Origin of the sequence: Shewanella sairae (assembly GCF_023283535.1) — a bacterium.
GTDB lineage: Bacteria > Pseudomonadota > Gammaproteobacteria > Enterobacterales > Shewanellaceae > Shewanella > Shewanella sairae.
Genome location: NZ_JAKILT010000002.1, coordinates 135,393 through 159,675 on the forward strand (window position 1 = coordinate 135,393; position 24,283 = coordinate 159,675).

Annotated in this window: 21 protein-coding genes and 1 riboswitch; of the genes, 6 read left to right on the top strand and 15 right to left on the bottom strand. The window is 44.1% G+C overall.

The window, feature by feature from the left end; genetic code table 11:
• Window positions 1–347: 347 nt before the first annotated feature.
• A complete protein-coding gene (locus L2748_RS01445; RefSeq protein ID WP_220778599.1) occupies window positions 348–2,114 on the bottom strand; it encodes an alkaline phosphatase D family protein in 1,767 nt (588 codons plus the stop codon).
• Between the two features lie 323 nt (window positions 2,115–2,437).
• On the opposite strand from L2748_RS01445, the gene L2748_RS01450 reads away from it, so the two are divergent.
• The gene (locus tag L2748_RS01450) at window positions 2,438–2,938 is read left to right on the top strand and encodes a toxin-antitoxin system YwqK family antitoxin (protein ID WP_220778601.1); all 501 of its coding nucleotides are present in this window, start codon (window positions 2,438–2,440) and stop codon (window positions 2,936–2,938) included.
• A gap of 25 nt (window positions 2,939–2,963) precedes the next feature.
• Here L2748_RS01450 and L2748_RS01455 read toward each other — a convergent pair whose 3' ends face one another.
• Window positions 2,964–4,097: an endonuclease/exonuclease/phosphatase family protein gene (locus tag L2748_RS01455; RefSeq protein ID WP_220778603.1), complete on the bottom strand. Its 1,134-nt coding sequence runs from the start codon at window positions 4,095–4,097 to the stop codon at window positions 2,964–2,966.
• A gap of 72 nt (window positions 4,098–4,169) precedes the next feature.
• Window positions 4,170–5,108 carry a DUF808 domain-containing protein gene (locus tag L2748_RS01460; protein ID WP_220778605.1) on the bottom strand — a complete coding sequence of 313 codons (939 nt, stop codon included), beginning with the start codon at window positions 5,106–5,108 and terminating at the stop codon, window positions 4,170–4,172.
• 345 nt (window positions 5,109–5,453) lie between these two features.
• On the opposite strand from L2748_RS01460, the gene rpiA reads away from it, so the two are divergent.
• Together rpiA and L2748_RS01470 are read left to right on the top strand one after the other, a co-directional pair.
• Entirely contained in the window at window positions 5,454–6,113 is a 660-nt protein-coding gene (rpiA, locus tag L2748_RS01465; protein WP_220778607.1) for a ribose-5-phosphate isomerase RpiA, read from the top strand.
• Between the two features lie 120 nt (window positions 6,114–6,233).
• Window positions 6,234–6,665: a GNAT family N-acetyltransferase gene (locus tag L2748_RS01470; protein WP_220778610.1), complete on the top strand. Its 432-nt coding sequence runs from the start codon at window positions 6,234–6,236 to the stop codon at window positions 6,663–6,665.
• A 187-nt stretch (window positions 6,666–6,852) separates the two neighbouring features.
• Here L2748_RS01470 and L2748_RS01475 read toward each other — a convergent pair whose 3' ends face one another.
• Complete coding sequence (locus L2748_RS01475; protein WP_220778611.1) at window positions 6,853–7,701, bottom strand: nucleotidyltransferase domain-containing protein; 849 nt, start codon at window positions 7,699–7,701, stop codon at window positions 6,853–6,855.
• Window positions 7,702–7,868: 167 nt separating this feature from the next.
• Entirely contained in the window at window positions 7,869–8,807 is a 939-nt protein-coding gene (gene rarD, locus L2748_RS01480; protein ID WP_220778618.1) for an EamA family transporter RarD, read from the bottom strand.
• Between the two features lie 364 nt (window positions 8,808–9,171).
• Window positions 9,172–9,278: riboswitch (cyclic di-GMP riboswitch) on the top strand.
• A gap of 116 nt (window positions 9,279–9,394) precedes the next feature.
• Between rarD and gbpA the strand changes: the two genes are divergently transcribed.
• Both gbpA and L2748_RS01490 read left to right on the top strand, forming a co-directional pair.
• Window positions 9,395–10,855, top strand: a complete 1,461-nt coding sequence (gbpA, locus tag L2748_RS01485) for an N-acetylglucosamine-binding protein GbpA (protein WP_220778621.1) — start codon at window positions 9,395–9,397, stop codon at window positions 10,853–10,855.
• A 251-nt stretch (window positions 10,856–11,106) separates the two neighbouring features.
• The gene (locus L2748_RS01490) at window positions 11,107–11,535 is read left to right on the top strand and encodes a hypothetical protein (protein WP_246616057.1); all 429 of its coding nucleotides are present in this window, start codon (window positions 11,107–11,109) and stop codon (window positions 11,533–11,535) included.
• 102 nt (window positions 11,536–11,637) lie between these two features.
• On the opposite strand, the gene L2748_RS01495 is transcribed toward L2748_RS01490, so the two are convergent.
• From L2748_RS01495 to L2748_RS01510, 4 genes are all read right to left on the bottom strand, one after another.
• A complete protein-coding gene (locus tag L2748_RS01495; RefSeq protein ID WP_246616058.1) occupies window positions 11,638–12,048 on the bottom strand; it encodes an NUDIX hydrolase in 411 nt (136 codons plus the stop codon).
• A 134-nt stretch (window positions 12,049–12,182) separates the two neighbouring features.
• Window positions 12,183–13,106 (bottom strand): chromosome segregation ATPase, encoded by a 924-nt coding sequence (locus L2748_RS01500; protein ID WP_220778623.1) that lies wholly within the window; start codon window positions 13,104–13,106, stop codon window positions 12,183–12,185.
• A gap of 716 nt (window positions 13,107–13,822) precedes the next feature.
• Complete coding sequence (locus L2748_RS01505; RefSeq protein ID WP_220778705.1) at window positions 13,823–15,082, bottom strand: amino acid permease; 1,260 nt, start codon at window positions 15,080–15,082, stop codon at window positions 13,823–13,825.
• 775 nt (window positions 15,083–15,857) lie between these two features.
• A complete protein-coding gene (locus tag L2748_RS01510; RefSeq protein ID WP_220778625.1) occupies window positions 15,858–17,168 on the bottom strand; it encodes an L-cysteine desulfidase family protein in 1,311 nt (436 codons plus the stop codon).
• 216 nt (window positions 17,169–17,384) lie between these two features.
• Between L2748_RS01510 and L2748_RS01515 the strand changes: the two genes are divergently transcribed.
• The gene (locus L2748_RS01515; RefSeq protein ID WP_220778627.1) at window positions 17,385–17,864 is read left to right on the top strand and encodes an Lrp/AsnC family transcriptional regulator; all 480 of its coding nucleotides are present in this window, start codon (window positions 17,385–17,387) and stop codon (window positions 17,862–17,864) included.
• A gap of 108 nt (window positions 17,865–17,972) precedes the next feature.
• Here the strand turns inward: L2748_RS01515 and recJ are convergent, their stop codons facing one another.
• From recJ to brnQ, 6 genes are all read right to left on the bottom strand, one after another.
• A complete protein-coding gene (gene recJ / locus L2748_RS01520; RefSeq protein ID WP_220778629.1) occupies window positions 17,973–19,697 on the bottom strand; it encodes a single-stranded-DNA-specific exonuclease RecJ in 1,725 nt (574 codons plus the stop codon).
• Between the two features lie 116 nt (window positions 19,698–19,813).
• Window positions 19,814–20,539, bottom strand: coding sequence for a bifunctional protein-disulfide isomerase/oxidoreductase DsbC (gene dsbC / locus L2748_RS01525; RefSeq protein WP_220778632.1), 726 nt, complete (start codon window positions 20,537–20,539; stop codon window positions 19,814–19,816).
• 255 nt (window positions 20,540–20,794) lie between these two features.
• Window positions 20,795–21,697 (bottom strand): site-specific tyrosine recombinase XerD, encoded by a 903-nt coding sequence (gene xerD / locus L2748_RS01530; RefSeq protein WP_220778633.1) that lies wholly within the window; start codon window positions 21,695–21,697, stop codon window positions 20,795–20,797.
• Between the two features lie 301 nt (window positions 21,698–21,998).
• Window positions 21,999–22,124, bottom strand: a complete 126-nt coding sequence (locus tag L2748_RS24390; RefSeq protein ID WP_276516249.1) for a hypothetical protein — start codon at window positions 22,122–22,124, stop codon at window positions 21,999–22,001.
• Window positions 22,125–22,151: 27 nt separating this feature from the next.
• On the bottom strand, window positions 22,152–22,277 hold the full coding sequence (locus L2748_RS24395) for a hypothetical protein (protein WP_276516250.1): 126 nt from the start codon (window positions 22,275–22,277) through the stop codon (window positions 22,152–22,154).
• A 304-nt stretch (window positions 22,278–22,581) separates the two neighbouring features.
• Window positions 22,582–23,925: a branched-chain amino acid transport system II carrier protein gene (gene brnQ, locus L2748_RS01535; protein ID WP_220778635.1), complete on the bottom strand. Its 1,344-nt coding sequence runs from the start codon at window positions 23,923–23,925 to the stop codon at window positions 22,582–22,584.
• Window positions 23,926–24,283: the final 358 nt, after the last annotated feature.

The following is a 24,283-nucleotide window of genomic DNA, read 5'->3' on the forward strand; positions in this document are numbered from 1 at the left end:
TATCTAAATTAGGTCTTACACTCATGGCACTAAAATCTTACCTATTAGTGGCAATGCTGCATTGCATTTATCCACTAAGAATAGATCAAAAAATATAGGCTAAGAGTATAAAAAGGCAGGTGATGATATCTATTCCAAGATCTGTAATAGGCGCAGATTAATCACTTAAAAGCATTAACCGCTTAACATCTAAACACCCACCGGATTTTGGAGGCGAATTTTATACTAAATCGATAAGTATTGCTGTAAAAAAGCCAAAAACTTACACCAGAATCACTAAAAAAATTGGGCTACCAGCAAAGGTAGCCCAAGATTTATCTCTCACTGATATTATGAGTTAGCAAGTACTAACTTGCAGGTTCGAGCTTATGAGAACCTGCTTTAGTGACCATAGAAAAGTTACGTTCAGTATTTTCAACAAACGCACGAGTATAAATCGTATCAACAAAACGCCAGTCACTGCGCACTTCCTCATGCGTGAAGGTCAGCGTCATTAAGCCACGATTCATTAAGTTGGCGTAGGTAAGGTTATCCACTAAACCGACTATCGCTTCCTCGGTTGCTGGAATATCTTTTTCATCAATCCCCAAATAATACTCAAGCCCCGGCGATGATACCGAGCTGGTTGCAAACTCAACCCCTACTGGATCGCCGGCAGCATCAGCTAACACGTTCGCCCAAGCATTATGAGTATCACCCGCTATCACCACGAGGTTTTTAACCTGTGATTTTGCCGTCGCAAGAATCACCTCACGCTCATAGGCGTAACCGTCCCACGCATCTAAGTTATATGGAATAGATGGCAACTGCAGCAGAGCCATCACTTCAGGCGTTAGCTTGTCACCAAAAAAGGCTAAATACTTAAGCTCATCTTCAGTCAAAGTCGGGTCGCCAGCAGCCTGTCTTGCTGCAATCTGCGCCAGCGCAGCTAATTGACCAAACTCTGGAATAGACAACTGTTGAGTCGCAATTGCCGCAGGTAGCATCATTTGCCCCATCAACACTTGCTGACCTAAAACCTGCCAAGTAGCCGTAGATGTTAGCAGCGCGCTTTGCAGCCAAGCTTGCTGCTCTTGCCCAAGCATAGTGCGATTAGTATCTGTCACATCCGCCATAAAACGTGCACTGTCCAAGCCACCTGTCGCAGGATCCATATACTCAGCGTAATCTAATGGCTTATCACGACCAACAAGACGAGTATCCAACATATGTAAATCTAGCAGATCACCATATTGGAACGAACGATAGATCTCCTCATGGTTACCTTCACGCCATGGACGAATTGGCAACCATTCAAAATAAGCTTGCTGCGCCGCCTCTTTACGAGCATCAAAATCACCTTCGCCATCATTATGGTTTTCTGCACCATCACGCCAGCTATCATTCGCCACTTCATGGTCATCCCACACAGTAATAAATGGATTTTTACCATGTAGTTTTTGCAAGCTGATGTCACTGCGATACTGGCCATAGCGAGTACGATAATCCGCAAGGCTGATTAATTCACCTTCAGGCAACACTTCACGTTGCAGTTCGGCTGCGCGTTCACTGGCGTATTCACCGCGGGCATATTCATAAATGTAATCACCAAGATGAATCACTGCATCGAGATCGTCCATTCTTGATGCCATCTCATATACGTTGAAATACCCAGCAGGAAAGTTGGCACAAGATACTACCGCAAACTTAGCTTGCGATAATTCGCCCTGTGGTAAAGTCTTGGTTATTGCTGATTGTGAGGTTTTACTGCCGGCTTTAAAGCGATAGAAATATTGCGTCCCAGCTTCAAGCCCAACAGCATCGACCTTAACGGTATAATCTCTATCACTGTTAGTGATGGTTTCGCCAGTAACGAGCAATTGACTAAAAGCCGCATCGGTTGCCACTTCCCATGACACTTTTATATCACCATCTCGCTCAGGACTAACGCGGGTCCAAATAATCACCGCGTCATGGCTAGGGTCACCACTGGCAAGACCATGTAAGAATTCGGCATAAATGCCACTGTCGTCATCATCGCTGCTACAGCCCATTAAGCCGTACGATACTACTGCAGCGCCTACACCTTTAGCCGACATAGCTAGGAAGTCTCTCCGAGTAAAAGGTCGTTTCATTATTATTATTCCCTTAATTTTCTGTCTAAGTTGCCTTAGTTTTTTCAGTGCTTAGTGGTACGAGGTCTAATGAGATTTAATACTAAAGCACCAGCATTACACGAAGAAGATAATGATGTAAACAGCTTGTTAAAGCTGTAAAAGGTTTACACAACAGCAAAAATTAGTACAAAAAAAATGTGTAAACTTAGTTTTTAAAATCAATTGAGGCATATAGTATGGGTGTTTTTTTATTAAGTTGAATCCAGTGTAATAGGATGAATCGAAGCTAAAAAGTTGTTAGTAAACGGCCTGTAAAAAGGGCGCCCAAAAGGAGTATAAATATGAATCGAGCGATTTTAGTCTTGAGTGTGTTGCTTGCTTTACTCGCAGGCTGTAGTAGCACAGAGCAAACAGTTCTCTATGACGACTTAGAGCAAAAAGGCGATGCTATCTATTATCAAGACGCCCTCTATACAGGCATATTTATACATAAGGACAGCCAGCAAAGAGTGAGAGCTAAAGGTTACCTTAAAGACGGTCTACTCCAAGGAGAGGTTGTCAGCTATGACATTTATGCCAGAGTCATCAGAACCGAACACTTTAAAGATGGCAAACCCCATGGGATCTTCACCCAGTTTTATGAAGATGGCACCATAGAAGAACAAGGCCAATTTGAAGCGGGCGAAGCGGTCGGAAAATGGCTGCTTTATTATGAAACTGGCGCCCTAGCTCGAGAGTCTTTTCACAAAAATGACCGACCTGAAGGACAGTGGACATACTTTAATGAAGATGGAACGATTAAAGAAACACGCGTCTATAAAAACGGTCAATGGATAGAATAATACCAATCAGTATAAAGGTTTGACGTTAGCGCCTAATACGTAAGGTGCAAACAACCGGAGCGTGATCGCTACTTTGGCTATCGCGCTCAAAGCTTGGATTCACTAGATGCCTATCTTCGGTGTGATAATCACAAACCTCGGCAACGCTATTATCAAAACTTGGATCAAAGTCTGCTGAAAGTAATATGTAATCCAGTACATTACCTTGCGCGCCGTAGTAATGAGTCGGCGCCCGCGATGCCCTTGCTTTAGCAAGCATTCGCTCTTCTTCCACGGCAATTTCATCAGCGCTTGCATCGCTAGCCTTATCGCCAAATAAGTCCTGCAAACCTTGTTGAAACAGCTTATATCCATCGGTTAATGGGTAATTTGCTAACTCACCTAGACCCTCTTTTTCAAAACGCAGCTCACGGTTAGTTAACGGCGATAATACCGAGCTAGTCAGCTCTTCATTAAAGTCACCCATTAATACCATAGGCTGGTTGGTCTCAATCCGTCTTTGCAGCATGGCATGCAGCAGCAACACAGCTTCACTGCCGCGCTGAATACTCGACGCCCATTGGCCGAGACTGTTACGCCCTAATAGCTCACCAAAATTAACCAAAGGGGCGGCGGACGTGCGAGTTGCAGCCTGAACAAACTTAGGCGCTGGCAACTCATCCAGATGTGGCCGTTTCGATTTAAAGTGCACCACGTAGATATCGCAAAGGCCTATTTGCGGCAACTGCACCGTGACCCGCAGTGGTTTGCGGCTAAATGCAAAGTTAGCATTAAGACCGAGTCCAAAAATGTACTCAGGCTCAGCTTCAATCGCGGTAACTTCAGTGAAAGGATATTTTGAGGCCAGAGCGACAACTGGGTCACGGCAGATATAATCATCAATGACGCTTGGCTCATCTACAACGGCAAAATGCGCATAACCCGCAGCGCGCATTTGTTCTGCGAGGGCTTTCGCCGAAAACACCTCTTGCAAACCAATGATATCAGGCTGATGCTGCGCTAAAAACTCAGTTAACCAAGACTGCTTTTTTTGCCACTGCTCTGCGCTATAGATATTTTCAAAATCGTAATAAGCTAATGGCGGCTCAATGTAATTAAACAGGTTAAAGCTCGCCAGTTTGACTCTATTGGTTTTAGCGTCTGTATTCGAATTTGCCATGTCAGCCATTACTACCTTTTAACTACCTTTCACATATGATGCCTAAGCGGGCGCTTTAGTTATAAAAGCAAGCTATGCAGCGCCTTTATGACCTTTCAGTTTGATAAACAATTGCATCAATAACACAGCTAATGCGCCAGCAATCACGCCAAAAATCGCATTCAAAATACTCGGCGTGATAAATGCCACTACGGGGCCGACAAAATCAAACGCCTCAACCCAAGCGGCAGCTGCGCTAATCTTATCGCCAATCCAATGCCAGCCGTGAGTTAAAATGCCGCCGCCGACCATAAACATGGCAATAGTCCCCACCACCGACAACGTCTTCATTAAATAAGGCGCTGAGTTTAGCAGCATCATGCCAAAGCGGCGCTTAAATCGCGCCCACAGAGTTTCACCTGGGCGCTGACTCAAATACAGTCCAGCATCATCAAGTTTCACAATGCCAGCCACCAAACCATACACGCCAATGGTCATCACAATCGCGATAACACTTAAAGTAAAAAACTGGGTACTTAGGCTCTTGTCAGCCACTATGCCTAACGTAATAGCAATGATCTCAGCCGATAATACAAAGTCAGTGCGAATAGCGCCTTTGACTTTGTTTTTCTCGTACTCTTTAAGGTCGGTAATCGGCTCTTCACTTACCTCAGCACCCGCTTGCGAATGCTTTTTCGCAGAATAGCTATGATAGATTTTCTCAAAGCCTTCATAGCAGAGGAACAAACCGCCAAACATCAGCAGCGGCGTCACGGCCCACGGAATAAAGGCGCTGATTAACATCGCCGCAGGCACCAAAATGCACTTATTCTTAAAGGAGCCCACAGCAACCGCCCACACCACTGGCAGCTCTCTGTCGGCACTCACACCCGTGACTTGCTGGGCATTTAAGGCTAAATCGTCCCCAAGTACGCCCGCTGTTTTGCGGGCTGCTATTTTACTCATTGCGGCGACATCATCTAAAATCGTCGCGATATCATCTAACAAGGTTAATAAACTGGCCCCTGCCATATCGACTCCTTTATCGCTTAAAGGCGCTTAATACTGCTTACTATAACGACTTGCCATAATGACTTGCCATAACAGCTTGCTATTACTGCGCCGAAAATCCATCTCACAACACCATTAAAAACGGTATATCTGAAAAAGTACCGCACTTATGCTAAATAATCTAATGACAATATAATGTTAGCCGCTTCAAATCCTTTGTCTTCATATTTGCTAGATAAAACTTTTACCTAGCTCAGAGCAAAATTCAGCCCCGCTTAGGTGGTTAAGCGAGTATACTGTCGCCAATATTTTTAACCTTGCCTATTACTTTATCTTTAACTTCTATCTTAAATAAGGGATTTCATAATGACTCAAGATGAAATGAAAAAAGCTGCCGGTTGGGCTGCATTGCAGTACGTAGAAGAGAACAGCATTGTTGGTGTAGGAACTGGCTCAACGGTTAATCACTTTATTGATGCGCTAGCAACAATGAAGTTCGATATCCAAGGCGCAGTATCAAGCTCTGAAGCATCAACAGAAAAAATGAAAGCGCTAGGTATTCAAGTTTTCGATTTAAACAGTGTTAATGAGTTATCTGTTTATGTTGATGGTGCCGATGAAATCAACAGCCAAATGGACATGATTAAGGGCGGTGGAGCAGCACTGACTCGCGAAAAAATCGTTGCCGCTGTGGCTGAAAAATTCGTTTGTATCGTGGATAACACTAAGCAAGTGGATATTCTGGGTGAATTCCCACTGCCAATCGAAGTGATCCCAATGGCACGCTCATACGTGGCACGCCAAATTGTTAAACTTGGCGGCGACCCTGTTTACCGTGAAGGCTGTGTAACCGATAACGGCAACATCATTCTTGATGTGTACAACATGAAAATCATGAAGCCAAAAGAGCTAGAAGAGCAAATCGACGGTATCGTTGGTGTTGTGACTAACGGCCTATTTGCTAAGCGCGGCGCAGACGTACTATTAGTTGGCACACCAGAAGGTGTGAAAACCGTTACTTTCTAAGCCTTATTCACTTAGTGATAACCGCTTACCACAAATAGCAAAAGCCACTGTTTAAGTGGCTTTTTATTGCCCGTAGCTAAGCTATAGCGCCATATCAATAACTGACAAAAAAGACTGAGTATGAAAATTGAAAATGTGCTGGTCGCAGATCACCCGGAACTGCTTGAGGTTTGGGAAAATTCCGTGCGAGCAACTCACAGCTTTATAACCGAAGATGATATCGCATTTTTTAAACCTATCATCATTGATCAAGCCTTTCCAGCCGTTACTTTAAAGTGTATCAAGCTACAAAACGGAGCGATTGTAGGCTTTATCGGTGTCCACGAAAGTAAGGTAGAAATGCTATTTGTTAGCGATAACGCCAGAGGCCAAGGCGTAGGTAAAGCCTTGCTGCAATGGGCATTGAGCGAGATGAAGGTCAATAGCGTTGATGTTAATGAGCAAAATCCATTGGCGGTAGGTTTCTATCAACATATGGGCTTCAAGGTCATATCACGCTCGCCACTAGACGATATGGGTAAACCTTTCCCCATATTACATATGGCGCTGTAGCCCGCTTTTATTTGATAATACACTCGCTAAGAAGCTAGTTTAAAAAAGTTAAATCGATAGTTAACTCCTTTCAGCGCTTACAACTAAAACCTCAAGCATCTCTTGCTACAGTCAGTTAGAAAAAACACCTAAGGCTAATAACCTTAAGTGTTTTAATCTGGCTTAGCGATAAGTCAAAGCCTAGCTATTAAGCAATAATCGAGCTCAGTTCACTTTCAAAATAAGCAACACAAAGCTGCTCAGCCTCAGTGCAAAGCTTTACTTCACTGTTATCACGCAAACCAATATACAAAGCAATTGCCTGCCTAAATGCCGCGACTAATGGTGCTTTTTCGGCAGTGCTAATGGTTAGCGCAAGTTCGGTAGCAAACTCGGGCAAACGTTGTTCAACTTTTCTGACCCCAGATGGGGTTAATCCCTGCTGTTGCAGCGCTAGAGGCGACAACACAGTGCTGCGGATAAAAGATAAAAACTCAACGGCTTCAAAATATTCGCCGCGAGCAATTTTGGTAGCGCCGTAATGCATCCAAGTCCAAAATCTGGACTCAATCCATTGCGGATCTGGCTGTGGATATTGATAACTTGAACCGTCTAGCAACTGAGATAAACGCTCATCGCGCTGCCACACAACCTTAGTATCATCCACTCGCTGCGCCGCATCAGGCAAAGCTACAAACTTATAATCCACATGCAGTGCATCAGGCGCATACAGCGCAATCACCAATCTTGGCTCACCCACATGTTCACCAGTAAAGGCGGCTACCTTGCCTTTAATTTTATCGACCATGGTTAGTCGCTCTGCCATCACTTGCTCAAAGTCTTCAGGCTCAATGGCAATCACTAAATCTAAGTCACTGTATTTGTCCATTGAGTCAGACGCATAAGAGCCGCTCGCACCTATGCCTACTATCCGAGGGTCTTTGGAAAACACTGTGATGATTTGTTGCAGCAGTTGCTGATGGCTAGCAGGAAGCGTGCTTGGAAATACACATGGCGCTAGAGAAGCTAGGTGTGTTGCTGGAGTTGTATGTTTCATATTTTACCTATCGAAGTCGATGTTAAAACTGCATCAGCAGCCAGTGCGGTAAAATTAACGCAGCATTACAATGTATGTTAAATAGCAAACAGATTCAATCATCCGCGCTTAGCGGTGAATTAGCCTGTGCTTTATGTCACAGCACAGGCTGACTAGATGACGAGTCACTAAGCATGACGCTTACTACGGTACTTATTTCTTAATGCGGGTAATGCCTCTAGTGAACAAAGCAGTAATCCGGTCCAGATCAATGCAAAGCTTATCGCTTTCACTTGGTCAAAATGTTCGTTAAATACCAGCACCGCCAGTAAGAACTGCAAGCTAGGCTCAACGTATTGCATTAAGCCTATCATCGACAAACTGGTGGCGCGAATCGCTAAGGCAAAGAACACTAACGGCATCAAGGTCACAGGCGCAGAGCCGATATACAGCCACAGCATAGTTGCATCACCCGCTAAAGCCGATGAAATCACCACGCTTTGATCTGAGCCCCACAGCCACAACAAATACAACGCGGCAAAAGGAATAAGCAGCAGTGCTTCAACGGTCACAGAGGTTAGCGAGTCAAAACGAATAAACTTTTTACACAGGCCATAAAGCGCGAAAAAGCTGCCCATGCTCAATGCCAGCCACGGCAACTCGCCATAGCTAAAGACCATATAACTGATGCCGCAGACGCCGAAGATCACTGCCATCTTTTGCGCAGCAGACAGCTTATCCCCCAAAAACAGCACGCCTAAACCAATGGCGAACAGTGGATTAATGAAAAAGCCCAAGCTTGCAGCCAATACTTGGCCGTGGGTCATCGCCCAAGTAAAGCTATACCAAGACACACACATAATCAGCGATGCTAAGCCGCACAAGAGCACCGACTTTTTATCCGCTTTTAGCATCGCCAGCGACGGCATTTTGCGGCCCAACAGCACAAAGACCAACACCATAAACGGCACTGAAAACAAAATTCTAAACGCCAGTAATTCGTTAATATCCGCATTAGGCAGAAATTGATAATACAGCGGCATTAAGCCCCATAATAAAAACGAAAACGCAGCAAGCGCATTGCCTTTAAATGAAGAGGCAGCATGAGTAGCAGTAGAGGGTTGCATAGAGAGTTTACAAGGCTAGAGACAAAATTAGAGTGCGCTATTGTCGCATTTGAATCGTAATAAAAGTGTGACAAAGCTCACCCTGTGTTATGGATATTTTCCTTGCCATAGCCCTTGCGACAGCCCTGGCGATAATCATTGCCATAGTCCTTGCCTTAAAAGCGCGTTTTGACGATTTATCAGCACGAACTTTTAAGCTATTAAGAGAACCCCATCACATTACCCCGTACCATCCAAGGTGCGATTATCAGCGTTTTTTTGAACAAACCCTACTTAAGTGTTTACTTTACAAACAGATAATTAGATAAGAGCTCAATAATTCGCTTCCTCCTGACAGCTTTTTAAGATAGATTCCATTTGCTCAATCACATTTCGGCAAACCACTTGAAAGAGTGGGACGCAAAGCTTCCGGTCTGTCGGCACAGTCATGCATCAATAATGCACTGTAACTATGATAGCGGGGTTGCCACTAAGTTAATCGGACTTATCACCGAGGTATTACTCCTGGGTGACTCAGACCCGTCAATTCAGTGCTCAGCATGCGCCGAGGTGTGGCATTAATTTGTCAACCATATAAAGGACATGTGATGAAATCATTCCCAAAAAAATCGTTAGTCGCGCTAGCATTAGCCAGTCTTAGCTCAGGTGTTTTGGCACATGGCTATGTGTCTACGTACAGCGACGGTGTGGCAGCAAGTCGTGTCGCACTGTGTAAATTTCCAACCACAGATACCAATCAAAAAAATAGCAATTGTGGTGCGATTCAATATGAACCACAAAGCGTAGAAGGCCCAGACGGATTCCCAGAAGCTGGCCCGCGAGATGGTAAAATTGCTAGCGCTCAATCAGCACTCGCAACCGCATTAGACGAGCAAACTGCAGATCGTTGGATCCAAAACCCAATCCAATCTGGTACCCAGACCTTTGAATGGACCTTCACTGCAAACCACGTTACCCACGACTGGAAATACTACATCACTAAACCTGACTGGAACCCGAATGCCTCGCTGTCTCGTGACTCATTCGATCTAACCCCATTCTGTGTGATTGAAGGCAACATGGTGCAGCCGCCTAAACAAGTCAGCCACAACTGTGTTGTGCCTGAGCGTGCAGGTTACCAAGTGATCTTGGCGGTTTGGGATGTGGGTGATACTGCAGCGTCATTCTATAACGTGATTGACGTTAAATTTGATGGCCAAGGCCCAGTAGTGCCTGACTGGTCTCAAGGCGGACAAATCAACCCAACACTTGATTTGAATGTTGGCGACTCAGTTTACACCCGCGTATTTGACCAATCTGGTGAGAACTTAGCCTACCGCACAGAATTGACCATTAGCGATGCAAATATGGGTCAGGCGAAAAACTGGACTCATGCGTTAGCCAGTAAACTGAACCAAGAGCAAACTAAACTGCAAGCAGGCCAATTTACCGAGGGTAAATTCACCCCAGTTTACGGCGCTAATCCGATATATATCAAAGCGGGCAGCGGCCTTGAGCGCGTCGAAGTGGGTTACAACATCGAAACCCCAGAGCCAGAATACTCGCTAACCGTTGATGGTCTAGAGCAAACTTACACCATCACGAGCGAGCCAACCACGCTTGAGCTAACACTGACAGCACAAGGCGATGTAAGCACAGAGCTAACGGTATACAACCATCATCGCGAGCCGCTAGCAAGCTGGACAGGCAAGATGTTTGACGGTCAAAATGCAGACGTAGCGCTAACGCTAACCAAGTCAGAAGCAGGTCACCATATGCTAGTGACTCGCATCAAAGATGAAGACGGTAAGCTCGTTGATCAGCAAACCTTAGATTTTCATCTAGAAGATGAAGCTGTAACCCCACCAGCGGGTGATTATGACTTTGTGTTCCCACAAGGGCTAGCAAGCTACACAGCAGGCACTAAGGTACTTGCAAGTGACGGCAGTGTTTACCAATGTAAACCTTTCCCATACTCAGGCTACTGCGTGCAGTGGACAACCACAGCGACTCAGTACCAACCAGCAACAGGTTCACACTGGCAAATGGCTTGGGATAAGCTGAACTAAATCCCCGCCATAAGCATAAACACTATGAGTAACAAGCCTCAGTCAGCGACTGAGGCTTTTTTATCACTATTATAAAAAAGCTATCAATCACTCTCAACCGCTAAACCATGGTCCAGCAGCGCTGCATTGCCCCACATTAATGTTGATGTTAAGTTACTAATCTTTTTTATAAAAGGCCGCTTAAAAAGCAGGTACATGGAAAGTTCTCACTAATACCTATCCGTATTAAAAGTCACTAAAAGGAGTAAACAGTGAAGCAGATTATTAGCAGTGCCATTGTCGCGCTAACAGTACTTATATCAGCCCAAGTGTCAGCCCACACGTTTGAGGGCAACTGGTATTTTGTAAAGGGAGAATACAAGAAACCAGACGGCAGCATTTTAAAAGCCGACAACAGCAGCCTAGTGGCGGTAAAATCAATTAAGGGCGATATCTTCTCGCTAACCAACACCGAAGATGGCGTGTTTCTAGGTTATCTAGCAGGTGATTTTTTAGTAGATGGCGACAACTACACCGAAGCGGTAAAAACCGGCACTCGCGCCAAACATCATGGCAAAAACTACCACTTTAAAGGCTGGCTAGAAACCAGTGAAGAAAACGGCAAAACCGTCACCTACTGGCACCATGAAGGCGAAGTGGAAGGTATCAAAGAATACGAAGTGTGGCGCAAGCTGCTCTAGCCTATTCGCCGTGAAAGATATTACATTTGATCAGAGCAAGCTAAACCCATTAGCTTGCTCTATTAGATGGTTAACTCAGCTTGCTGTTGACTCACCTTGCCGTTAAGCAGTCTTACTATTAAGAAGCTGTTGCGACTCAAGCCAGCCCATAGCCACTAACGCCGCCAACGAGCAAACCGCTTCATCATTCATATCAACAAATTCAAGCTGTTCAATTTCCGCATCAGGCTGTAATTCACCGCTAAAATCCGCAAAGTAACAGGTCAATTTAACCGACACGCCCTCAGCCTTACCATCCGCCTGCGCTGTAAAGGTGTTCATATATTCAATAGTGCTCAGCTCAAGATCGACAGACAGCTCCTCTTTAATCTCACGCACTAATGCCTGCTCATCACTCTCACCCGCCTCACGCTTACCTCCGGGCAGATAAAACAACGCTTTACCTTTAGAACGCACCGCCAACAACTTGCCATCCCGAATCAACACCCAAGCAAGCTTATCAATCACTTTCATTATTATTTACCTTAGAACTAACTTCACTTTAGAACGAGCATAGTGCACTAACGCTTAGCTAAGCTGCACGAACCTTGGCATATACTTTTGCAAAGCAAAAATGCCAAGCGTGAAGTGTCTGCTTAAGCGCATTGTTAGGCAACTTCACGCATGCTGCTTATAAACTTATCGAAGACCAACTTACCTTTGTTGGTACTTTCAGTGTGTATAGCTAAATATTCACTTTCATCAAGATCCAAATCTAGTTCAGAACGAACAGACAATAACAAATATGGAGTTAAGTCGTTAACCCTAAAAAATTCAGATATACAGCGTTGGCTAAATTCTACGTGCTCTTCATTTTGTATGGCCCAATTTGCATCTATTTCTGATGATACTTTGTCCCTAGACTTACATTCGTTTTCAAATAATCGATTGAGCCTATCCCATGCTCCTTTGTCTGTTATACCTTCGAGGTTCATGTTTTTCATAATTGTTAAACAACGTTCAATTTCACTATTATGTTTTTGACGAAAGGTTTCTAAGAACTCGATATGAGCTTTTCGACTAACCAAAACTTCACGTTCTAGCAATAAACTCATGTATGCAGCCGCTACTTCACCCATAAAGTTAGTCAAATTTTTAACTGTTGCTTCTGAGCCGACTAGGTTAATTTTTGATAACTTAGCTGCACTGTCACTGAATGAGTTAGAGACAACCTGATTTAAAACATTAAGATCGCTCATAACAGCCAGTGTATTTTGATATCGACTTAAAGCCTCTGCACTGTCTAGATACACTTCTTTCTTGAGAAGTTTTTCTCTTTCAATAGAGGCCAACTTTAGTTGGTGGTTATTTCTAACCTCTTCTAACATCTCGGAATAGCCAGACCTAACAAGCTCTACTTCATGAGTTATCGCACCGATATCTTCTTTAGTAGCGAGATTAGTTGCCTTGGAAGAGAGGTAAGAAGGTATGAACGATTTGAGTATAAGATACACAAACCCAGCTCCAATAATTGCCCCTAACCCAAGACTACCAAATAGCTGAAACAATTCTTTAATATCATTAGTGCTCATTGTTACCTCTGTTGCCTAACAGCTTATTAAACAGCTGCACCGATAACATTGTTATCGGTGCAGCATTTTTTAATTTTATCTGTGCGTCTCACTAAAACCGAGACACATCAATATAACCTATTGTTTTAATAGGTAGTAGGAAAACTAAGAGAAGATATTTGAAACACCGTAGGTTACTAAAATATTAGTAATTGCTTTACTTTTTTTAGCTACCAAAGGGTTAAGTTCATAACTAAACAAACAGAAAACACCGATCCCCCATCGAAGTTGCCGAACTCATAGAAGAAAATCGCGTGAGCGAGGCAGGGATGCCGAGGTAGCTTTAGTAGAGCCATGGATGGCGATTCTGAAGCGATAGTGATTTTCGAAAATGAGTGAGGCTCGTATCCAACGCATGTAACTTCGTCGGGGCGGCTGGGGAGATGCAAGAGGGGGAAGCTGTTGTCCCCCTCTTGCCCGGGTGTGGGATGGAATCCCACGACGTTTATCAAGCGCAGCTTGATTGTCTATAGATGTAAAGCGTTGGTCAGGCGCAGCCTGATGCCCCTAATGTGGGGCAAAGCGCCACGACTTTAGTTGTTAGACGCAGTCTAACTTAATCACTTTTATCAAACGAAGTTTGACTGTCTATCGCTGTAAGCGTCAGTTAGACCCTGTCTAACCCAAAGCCCAAGCGCCAGCTTGATTACCCAATCGCTAATCAGCGAAAAAGGTAACTACATGAACGCCAACAAAGGCGAGATACACAACAAAACACCCGTCACAATAATCAAGTTAGTCGCCCAACCTTTGTACTTGTTCAAGTGCGGTACTTTGTACACCAAGTAAGCTGGGATCAAACACCCCACTAAACCAAATATTGGGCTACAAATCGAAGTGAATGACAGAATTGGTGCATTCAACGCAATCGCCGACCAAGCCAGTAAAATAATGAACACAGTGATGAGTTTATTCACTAGCTCTTTATTAATCTGTGATTCTTTACGACTACGCAGTAACACGTTCATCGCCAAACCGCGACACGCTTCTTGGAATGCTAAGAACACACCAAAGAAAGAAGTCACTACCGCAAAGATGTTAATCACGATACCCGTCACTGTCGCCCAGCTGCCAGGGAAGTACTGCGCAATAATCGCCAGAGCAGAGATGTTCTGATTCATCGCTTCAGTCGCTTGGGTTTGGCTAATGGCAAAGGTAAATGATATTGCAAAGAAGAACACCACCACGAACAGAATAGCAAAGGCAATTTTCATTGCTCGCTCAGCCTTGAAACGTGCTACTTCAATCGACTTTTCGTGTGAGCGATATGAGATAACCATTGGGCTTAACGACTGGATAAACAGAATTGAAGTTAAGGTAAATGGCAGGGTAATAATGGCATTTTTTAGCATAGGGCCAAATTCACCCATGCTTGGAATATTGGCCATATCCCAACGTGCCATCAGTAATATGCCCATTACCGCGACTAATGTCAGTACCGTTACCGCCATAAAACCTGACAGCTTAAACAGCAGCTTCTCACCTTTTGAGCCAATAAAAGCGAGCACACAGATTAGTCCTAAACCATAGAACACATTGTCACTAAGCTTGCCTTCAGTCACCCCAAATGAATGCAGGTAAGAGGCACTGTCATTAGTTACCGCTAACGAGTAAACCAGCACCCAAATAACCAACATCAAGAAGTACAGCACACCGAGTGCGATGCCCCAGTTTTTACCAAGATAGTTTTCAATTACGCCAGGGTAATCGGTACACTTTTTTGACTCAGCGAGTGTATTGATAAATAGCTTTTGGAAGAGATACATGGCTGGGTAACCGATGATGGATGACAGTAAAAATACCCATAATCCCATTACGCCAACTTGAACAGGCAAAAATACAATACCGGCACCGATAGCCATACCAATACTCATTACAATCCAGCCAAGGTCGACACTGTCAAACTTGGTCGCTTGTTGCCATTCAGCTTTGGTCATATTGGCGCGTTCGTGTAAGGGTTGCGCTTGTAGGTCAGCACTTGGTGCACCTTGGACTATTTCACTCATATATCAATTCCATTAAATTTGGCTAAAGCCACTGATATGATAAAAATTATAATTATATTTGTGCCGATGAGAACACATGGTTTTATAGCGTTTGCTTGGCCTGAGCATACTCAAGGATGGAGAGAATTTTTTTATTTAAAATGCCATCAATCAGCGTAAATTTAGCAAAACATGCTCTCAATTAAGTGAATTTTTCAGATGATTTATCCGTACTGATCCAGATCAAGAGTTAATCACTTTTAACCGCCCAATAGTTTGATACCCTTCACCTTATTAGTCATTAATCTTCAGCTTACAACAGCACAAAAATGTGATTTATTTCAATATTTTAGATTTTAACTTAGAGAGGTGCAGCGCACATTTCGCCAATTAAAGTGATAGCCACGGCTAATTCAAATTGATGTGTGAGTAAAGTCACGTGCCCATCAACAAGATAAATCTGCTTAAAAATCAAACTTGTAGAGTACTTTTTAACAGAAGCACTTAAGCCAGTTGCTACTAAAGCCGAGTCACAGAGGAGGTAATTATATTGATTGGCATTTTTGAATGAGAGCTTGAATAAGCGTTTTAATACTGGGGGATAGAGTGGCTAGAGGATAATGTTGACAGAGAAAGAGCATGAGCCAGAAACTAAAAAGCCAAATCGATGCTCAACGAACAATCGATTTGGCTTAAACTTTTGACTTTAGATTTAAGCAGGAGTGGCTTACTTGTGCATCATAATTTCTAAGATCTGCACATCGGTTTGGGTCATCGCGCCATTGGCTAATGCTGCAAGGTTACGAATGGTTTGGTCAACATCATCAGCAACAATCCCTTCAGTGCCAGTAACTCGAATACCATCAATCGCCATTAAGGCCGCTTTTACCGCAGCGCCTGCCGATGAAGATACTTTCATGGCACAAGCAGTTTTGGCGCCATCACAAATCACGCCACTGACATCGCCAATCATGCTGCAAATGGCAGCGCTGACTTGCTCAATCTCGCCATCAAGCAGATAGGTAATGCCTGCAGCCGAGCCCATGGCTGCCGTAGTTGCACCGCATAACGCTGACAGCTTGTTTTGATAGCTCTTAATGTAGATAGCGGTTAAATGCGACAACATTAATGCGCGGACGGTTTTCTCTTCGCTCGACTTTAAAAAGTCGGCACTGACAACCACAGGCATAGTGGCCGCAATACCTTGGTTGCCTGAGCCTGAGTTGCTCATGGCTGGCATCATAGCGCCGTCCATACGCGCATCAGATGCGCCAGCGGTGCGGGTTAATACTTCAGTTAATAAGCCGCCTGACAATAAACCTCTTTCTTGGTTTTTAATAAAAGTCGCGCCAATTTTTAAACCGTAGTTACCGCTAAGGCCTTCAACCGATAAGGCATCATTTAGGTTTTTAGCCTGCATAATAAAATCGATTTCATCCAAAGGTGCATGAATGGCAAAATCATAAATATCTTGCAATTTGGCTTCGATAAATGGGTCGATTTTGGCCTTGCCTTTAACAACCTCAGCCTTTGACTCAACTAAGCATTGCTCGCCATTTTTTTCAATCGCAATAACCTTGGTGTGGCTATCGGCAATGGTTACGCTCGCCGTTTGTTGCTGATAATAAACCGTAACTTTAGCGTACAAGACATTAGCCACATCAGCCACACCGACAGTCACTTGATTGTTATCCAGCATCGATTTAGCGATTTGAACATCGCTTGCGGTCAGGCCTTTTAGCACCTCAAGACCAGCATCACGATCACCTGAAACAGCGCCGATTGCGGCAGCAATTGGCAAACCAACCATACCAGTGCCTGGGATCCCAACACCCATGCCATTTTTCATTAAGTTAGCAGAGACACTGACGTCAATCTTGATGTCCGATGAAACGATGCTAGCTTGAGCTTTTATCCCAAGCTCATCAATAGCAATGGCTGCAGCTAATGCCACTGAAATTGGTTCTGTACAGCCAAGGGCTGGAACGACATCACGTTTTACTGCTTCAAGAAATAAAGGCCATAAGTGTTGGTTCATTGTTCTACTCGCTTTTAGTCATCGACACTACTTTAAATAACGTCATTGCAATCTTTGATTCATTGTAATGGATTGACTGAAGAAATATTTTTCCATTTTTTCTACAAATAACACAACAAAGAGAATTTTTTTCTACTAAAATACATTCTTAAATTATAGAAATGCTTAATTAAGCAACTATAGATAATCAATTAATAAACGCATTAGGAAAACCTTGTGGTTGAAAAAGTAAAGTTAGATAAAGTAGACCGCCAGCTGCTCACCATGCTGCAGCACGATGTGACCTTATCGCTTAACGAGTTGGCTAAAGCGGTTAATTTAACGACCACGCCTTGCTGGAAACGCCTAAAGCGTTTAGAAGAAGAAGGCGTTATTAGTAAGCGTGTCGCCCTGCTCAATCCAAGTAAAATTGGCGTTGATTTCACCGCATTCGTACAGGTTAAGACTTGCGACCATTCTCACGCTTGGTATGAAACCTTTATTGAAGCTGTGTACGCTATGCCTGAAGTGATGGAGTTTTACCGCATGGCGGGAGAATATGATTATATGATGCGGGTACAAGTTGAAGATATGGCGGCTTTTGACCACTTTTATAAGCGCTTGGTTAACCAAGTTGCAGGCCTCACCAATGTCACTTCAACCTTTGCTATGGAGTCATTGAAGTTCAGCACGGTTTTACCATTAAAACCTGCCTAGTTTGCTGATTTACCAAGTTTTATTCTGTAAATATCAAACAAAAAAGGATGCAATCAATGCATCCTTTCTCTGAATATAGAATCCGTTAACGTTAGCTTTAGACGATAGCTACTTAGGCTCTATCTGCTCAACCATCAACTGCAAGCTCTGATTGCCTCTAAACTCGTTTACATCGAGTTTATACACCACCTGCGCATATTGAATCGTAGCATCAGGCCAAGTCTTCAAGTCCACATTAAAGGCGATGGCATCGAGCATCACCCGGCCGCACTCCGTTTCTAGAATCAGCTTTAAGTGCTTTTCGCCGACAATTCGTTGCTGTATCACTCTAAAGTAACCGTCAAATAACGGCTCAGGGAACGACTGTCCCCAAGGGCCAGCTGCACGTAATTCACTAGCAAGATCCAGTTTAAACTGCTCAGGCACTAGTTCGCCGTCAGATACCAACTCACCGGTCAATAATTCTGGCGCTAACACCTCACGTACGGCTTTGTCGTACGCATCAGCAAACTGGGCAAACTGCCCTGCTTGAATCGACAAACCCGCCGCCATAGCGTGACCACCAAACTTTAAAATCATTCCTGGGTGGCGGCTGTTGATTAGCTCTAACAAGTCGCGCATGTGCAGGCCCTTAATCGAGCGTGCAGAGCCTTTAATCTCACCCTCGCCCGCTTCGGCGAAGGCGATCACTGGGCGGTGATATTTATCTTTAATACGCGAGGCTAAAATACCGATAACCCCTTGGTGCCAATCCGCTTGATAAATGGCAATGCCCCAAGGCAGTTCTGCTTCATTAAGCTCGATACTCTCAAGGCTCTTGAGCGCTTCTTGTTGCATATCCGCTTCAAGATCGCGGCGCTCAGCATTCAAACCATCAAGCTCAGATGCCATGCGTCTTGCTAGCATGATGTCATCGCACAGTAAGGTTTCAACCCCTAATGCCATTTCATCTAAACGTCCTGCGGCGTTTAGCCTTGGACCTACGGCAAAACCAAAGTCAGAGGCAACAATGCGCGATGGTGTACGTTTAGCCACTTCAAGCAGCGCAGTAATCCCCACGCGACAGCGTCCTGCTTTGACTCGCTGCAAACCCGCTTCAACCAAAATACGGTTATTGGTGTCGAGTGATACCACATCGGCGACAGTACCAAGGGCAACAATATCCAACAATTGAGCAAGATTCGGCTCCGCGATGTTTTGCTGTTGGTACCAATTACGGCGTCTTAGCTCGGCTCGAAGCGCCGACATTAAGTAAAACGCTACGCCAACCCCTGCAATCGATTTACTGGCAAACTCGCAGCCATCTTGATTAGGGTTCACAATTGCATCGGCATCTGGTACTGTGTTGCCCGGCAAGTGATGGTCGGTAATCACTACTGTCATGCCCAGTGCTTTAGCTGCAGCGACGCCTTCAATCGATGAAATACCGTTATCAACGGTGATCAGCAGTTCGGCATTTTTACTCGCAGCAACCGCAACGATTTCAGGGCTTAAACCATAGCCGTAATCGAAGCGATTTGGGATAAGGTAATCAATTTTTTGCGCGCCCATCATCCGCAGCGCAAGCACACATACACTGGTAGAGGTGGCACCATCGGCGTCAAAGTCGCCCATAATAAGAATCGCTTTTTGCGCTTCTATGCCATCAGCAACAATTTTCGCTGCTTGCGCTAATCCCGCCATAGTATCTGGGCGCAGCAACTTAGCTAAGCTCAATTCACAGTCAGATGCAGCAACACCACGACTGGCATAAATCTGTTTTAAGATCGGCGAAAACGTATCGGGAAGGTGGCTATCATCCACTCTTGGACGGCGTACTATCTGATGGATCACGTGAGATTAAATCCTCTGAAAAATTGACTCGATTAGCATAACAAGACTGCCGCTAAAGGGGCACAAAAAAGGTGAGCCTTGGCTCACCTTTTTTTGTCGCTTAACTAAAATCGCTATTATTGCTGCGATTCAAGTGTGCGTAATAATGCCTCTGGTGGCTGGTAACCAGGGATCAAAGTGCCGTCGTCTAAAATAATTGCTGGTGTACCGTTAATGCCAAATGCTTGGCCTAACTGATATTGCTCTTTAATTTTAGCATCACATGAGGCTTTCTGAACTGCTCTGCCATTTTTAGCATCGCCCATCGCTTTTAGTGGGTCTTTAGCACACCATACTGATTCCATTTCATCAGCATTTGCAGATGGAACACCTGCGCGTGGGAACGCTAAGTAACGTACAGTAATACCTAAGTCGTTATAACCGTCCATTTCGTTGTGTAATTTACGGCAATAACCACAGCTGACATCAGTAAAGATAGTTACTACGTGCTTTTCATTCTTAGCCTTGTAAACCAACATATGATCTTCAAGCGGCTTCATCATATCGATGCGAGGACCCGCCATTGCCGCTTCAGTTAGGTTTTTCATGCCCTTATTTAAGTCATAAAGGTTACCGTGAAATAACTTTGAACCGTCTTTAGTAATATACAGCACGCCACGATCGGTAAACGCTTCGTATAACTCAGCAACCGGTGATGGCTTAATTGAAATCACTTCAACGCTAAGGGTGTCGCTTAGCTTTTGCTTTAACGCTGCAGTGTCGTCACTAGTGTTTGAAGCTGCGCTAGCGGCTGGTGCAATTAACATTGCCATAATCAAAGAAAACGTTCGAGTGAACTTCATGGGTATTCCTACTCTTTTGTAAGGGTCAGACTTATTGGATATAAACGATTAGACCTAGTTTGGAGCTGAAAAGTTACAGACTCAACCAAGTTAAAGCAAATTATTTGCTGTAACTAAATCATACAGACGTGAAACCCATCAAATATTTGTGCTAATGAGTGTCCGCTAAAGCCTAAATTGACCAAGCTGTATTTACCAGTCAACAAAGCTAAAGCACTCACTCAATTCAATTTAATGCTATTAGATTAAGTTAAACTAGCCCCTAGGATGATGCTCACTGTGCAGGCTTGCAAGCCTAGCGGTGGCGACATGGGTATAAATTTGCGTGGTTGATAAATCGCTGTGGCCAAGTAATAACTGCACCACACGCAGGTCTGCACCATGATTTAATAAGTGAGTGGCAAAGGCATGACGCAAGGTATGCGGCGACAATTCAGTGCTAATGCCAGCTCTTAATGCGTATAGCTTAATTCGATGCCAAAATGTCTGCCGCGTCATCTGTTGGGCTCGTTTAGATGGAAACAACACATCGCTTTGCTTGCCTTTCAGTAGCTCTGCTCTAGCAAATTTTAAGTAAGCCTCTAGCTCAGCCACCGCTAACTCACCCAGCGGTACCAAGCGCTCTTTGCCGCCTTTACCGGTAATGCGCACTAAACCTTGGCGCAAACTGAGTTGTTCCATGGTGAGCCCCACCAGCTCGGAGACACGCAAACCTGTGGCGTACAAGAGTTCCAACATGGCTTTATCGCGGCTTTCTAGCGGATCGTCATCAACCGGCTCTGCCAGCAAACGGTCGATATCTTGCTCACTTAGCGAGTCAGGCAGTTTACGCGCCAGTTTTGGCGATTCTATTAACGCCATCGGGTCTGTTTCTATCTGCTTTTTCACGATTAAGTAGTTATAGAAACGTCTAAGGCTGCTCATCATGCGCGCGCTACTGGTTTTGGCCGCCCCTTTGTCAAAACGCTCTTCAAGGTAGTCACGCACCTCAAATTGCGAACAACAGAGCAGTTTGCCACCACGCAGCTGCAAGTAACGGTCTAAATGGCGTAAATCGGTACGATAGGCGCTTAAGGTGTTATCGCTTAGCCCCTTGGTTGACCAGAGATCATCTAAGAAAATATCAATAATGCTATCAGGCGTGTACTTATCTGACACTTCTCATTCCTATCCAAATATTCCAATCTAAAATCTAGTCAGCATTAATGCCGACCTACACAGAAACTCTGTCATGCTTATGTAGGTTGGGCTTTAGCCCATCATCAACTGCAATATCAATAACGACAGCAACGCTATCAACAATGGCATCAATCACGATATCAATAACGATACCAATGACGGCATAAATGCCGACCTACACAGAAACTCTGTCATGCTTATGTAGGTTGGGCTTTAGCCCATCATCAACTGCGCTATCAATAACGACAGCAACGCTATCAACAATGGCATAAATGCCGACCTACACAGAAGCTCTGTCATGCTTATGTAGGTTGGGCTTTAGCCCATCATCAACTGCAATATCAATAACGACAGCAAGGCTATCAACAACGGCATAAATGACAATACCAATGACGGCATCAATCACGGCATTAACGACGGCATAAATGCCGACCTACACAGAAACTCTGTCATGCTTATGTAGGTTGGGCTTTAGCCCATCATCGACTGCGCTATCAATAACGACAGCAACGATATCAACAATGGCATCAATCACGATATCAACAATGGCATCAATCACGATATCAATAACGATACCAACGACGGCATAAATGCCGACCTACACAGAAACTCTGTCATGCTTATGCAGGTTGGGCTTTAGCCCATCATCAACTGCAATATCAATAACGACAGCAACGACGGCATAAATGCCGACCGACAAAAGCGTTCTGCCGCATTAGCTATTTCTAGCCTCTGCTTTTAAACCTTGTTTAAACCTTCTTTAAACAAAAAGGCGATGATTCAATGAATCATCGCCTCAATATTATGCCATTGCGTTGTGGTTCGCTATCTTAATCAAACCAGCAATTAGGCTATATCAGTTTCTAGCTCGCAGCTACTGGCTGACTTGGTTTCTTCGCCATTAGACAAGCAATAATCACGATAGCCGTTGGCAGTAACCACGCCATGCCTTCGTTATGTAGCGGCATAAAGTTAAAGAAGCTTACATCAACTTTAGCGGCTTTAAAGCCATCAATAATACCGAAGAATAGTGCCACACTAACCACTAAACGGTGCGCTGTTTTCGGGTGTGCAAAACGTTCTGTTAGGAAAGTTACCGCAACCAAAGCAATCGCAACCGGGTAAACAGTCATTAGTACTGGAACACTAATATCGATTAACTGCGCTAGACCAACGTTAGCAACCGTTGCACAAACAACACTTACCAATATCACAAAGCGGCGGTAAGAAACCTTTGGCGCTAGCTCGTTAAAGTACTCACCACAGGCACTAATTAGACCAACAGACGTGGTTAAACAAGCAAGGGTAACTACTGATGACAACAAGATCATGCCGCTAGCGCCAAACTTAGCAATCACGTAATTAGTTAAAATTACACCACCATTTTCAGCACCCGCAGCTAAATCACCCGCTGTAGCACCTAGGAAAAATAGTGAGATATAAACAAAAGCTAGACCGGCAGCAGCAATCAGCGCTGCTTTAATTAGATACTTAGTTTGCGCAGCAGGTTCGCTGATACCTTTTTTACGTAGAATATCGATAATTAACATACCGAAAATCAACGATGCCAAGGTATCCATGGTGTTGTAACCTTCCAAAATACCTTTAGTTAGCGGGTTAGTTTGGTAATCACCAACTGCAGCGCCAATGTCACTGCCCGGAATAACAATAACAGAGATAGCAAGACCAACTAACAATAGGATAAGGATGGGCGTTAATACCTTGCCGACACTGTCTAGTAACTTGCCAGGGAATAGAGCAAGCACCATTGAAAGACCAAAGAAACCTAACGTATAAAATAGTTGAGTGATATTAAACGTTAGACCACCGATGATAAATACAGCAGAGGTATCTTCTAGAAACGGCTTAAAGCCAACTTCGTAGGCAACTAGACCGGTTCTAGGCGCCGCAAATGCAGGACCTATAATGATAAAGATCGACACAGCAAGTGCAGTTGCAGCGATGGGAGGCAGCAGTTGCATAATCTTACCGTTCGCTTTAGCGACAGCAATCAGAGTGATCAGTGGCAGACCCACTGCAGTAATAAGGAAGCCAAACATGGCAAGCGTGATGTTTTCGCCGGCTAAGAAGCCTGCTAAAGGTGGGAAAATTAGGTTACCCGCGCCCAAAAAGAACGCAAAGGTCATAAACCCTAACCCCAACGTATCTGCAATACTCAACTGATTATTCTGCACTTTATTCCCCATCTAGATTTTTTATTTAGTTAACGATTTTATGCCGTCATGCCTTTAAGGCACCCCGTTAGGACGACATCAAAAATGTGTAATTATTACTTTACATGGTTCCGTGGTAAATACGGCCTATTCTTGGCGAGTTTTTGAACAGCAGCGGAAAATACTAACGCTAAAATTGCTTTAAAACTGGTTTACCGACTCTAAAACTGGGCTTTTACCGAGTAAAGAGGGGCATACTATTATCAGAGTAATATCTAATTAACAAGCAAGCATACGGAATAAACCGCATTCTCGATATAAACAAAAACACATTATTAACAAGTGGTTTTCATAACTTACATTAGCCCTATTAGCCGCCACAACAAGACAC

Excerpts from the sequence above, each read along its gene's own strand:
- L2748_RS01445 (WP_220778599.1), bottom strand. The coding sequence starts at position 2,114 with ATGAAACGACCTTTTACTCGGAGAGACTTCCTAGCTATGTCGGCTAAA.
- L2748_RS01450 (WP_220778601.1), top strand. The coding sequence starts at position 2,438 with ATGAATCGAGCGATTTTAGTCTTGAGTGTGTTGCTTGCTTTACTCGCA.
- L2748_RS01455 (WP_220778603.1), bottom strand. The coding sequence starts at position 4,097 with ATGGCAAATTCGAATACAGACGCTAAAACCAATAGAGTCAAACTGGCG.
- L2748_RS01460 (WP_220778605.1), bottom strand. The coding sequence starts at position 5,108 with ATGGCAGGGGCCAGTTTATTAACCTTGTTAGATGATATCGCGACGATT.
- rpiA (WP_220778607.1), top strand. The coding sequence starts at position 5,454 with ATGACTCAAGATGAAATGAAAAAAGCTGCCGGTTGGGCTGCATTGCAG.
- L2748_RS01470 (WP_220778610.1), top strand. The coding sequence starts at position 6,234 with ATGAAAATTGAAAATGTGCTGGTCGCAGATCACCCGGAACTGCTTGAG.
- L2748_RS01475 (WP_220778611.1), bottom strand. The coding sequence starts at position 7,701 with ATGAAACATACAACTCCAGCAACACACCTAGCTTCTCTAGCGCCATGT.
- rarD (WP_220778618.1), bottom strand. The coding sequence starts at position 8,807 with ATGCAACCCTCTACTGCTACTCATGCTGCCTCTTCATTTAAAGGCAAT.
- gbpA (WP_220778621.1), top strand. The coding sequence starts at position 9,395 with ATGAAATCATTCCCAAAAAAATCGTTAGTCGCGCTAGCATTAGCCAGT.
- L2748_RS01495 (WP_246616058.1), bottom strand. The coding sequence starts at position 12,048 with ATGAAAGTGATTGATAAGCTTGCTTGGGTGTTGATTCGGGATGGCAAG.
- L2748_RS01500 (WP_220778623.1), bottom strand. The coding sequence starts at position 13,106 with ATGAGCACTAATGATATTAAAGAATTGTTTCAGCTATTTGGTAGTCTT.
- L2748_RS01505 (WP_220778705.1), bottom strand. The coding sequence starts at position 15,082 with ATGACCAAAGCTGAATGGCAACAAGCGACCAAGTTTGACAGTGTCGAC.
- L2748_RS01510 (WP_220778625.1), bottom strand. The coding sequence starts at position 17,168 with ATGAACCAACACTTATGGCCTTTATTTCTTGAAGCAGTAAAACGTGAT.
- dsbC (WP_220778632.1), bottom strand. The coding sequence starts at position 20,539 with ATGAAGTTCACTCGAACGTTTTCTTTGATTATGGCAATGTTAATTGCA.
- brnQ (WP_220778635.1), bottom strand. The coding sequence starts at position 23,925 with ATGGGGAATAAAGTGCAGAATAATCAGTTGAGTATTGCAGATACGTTG.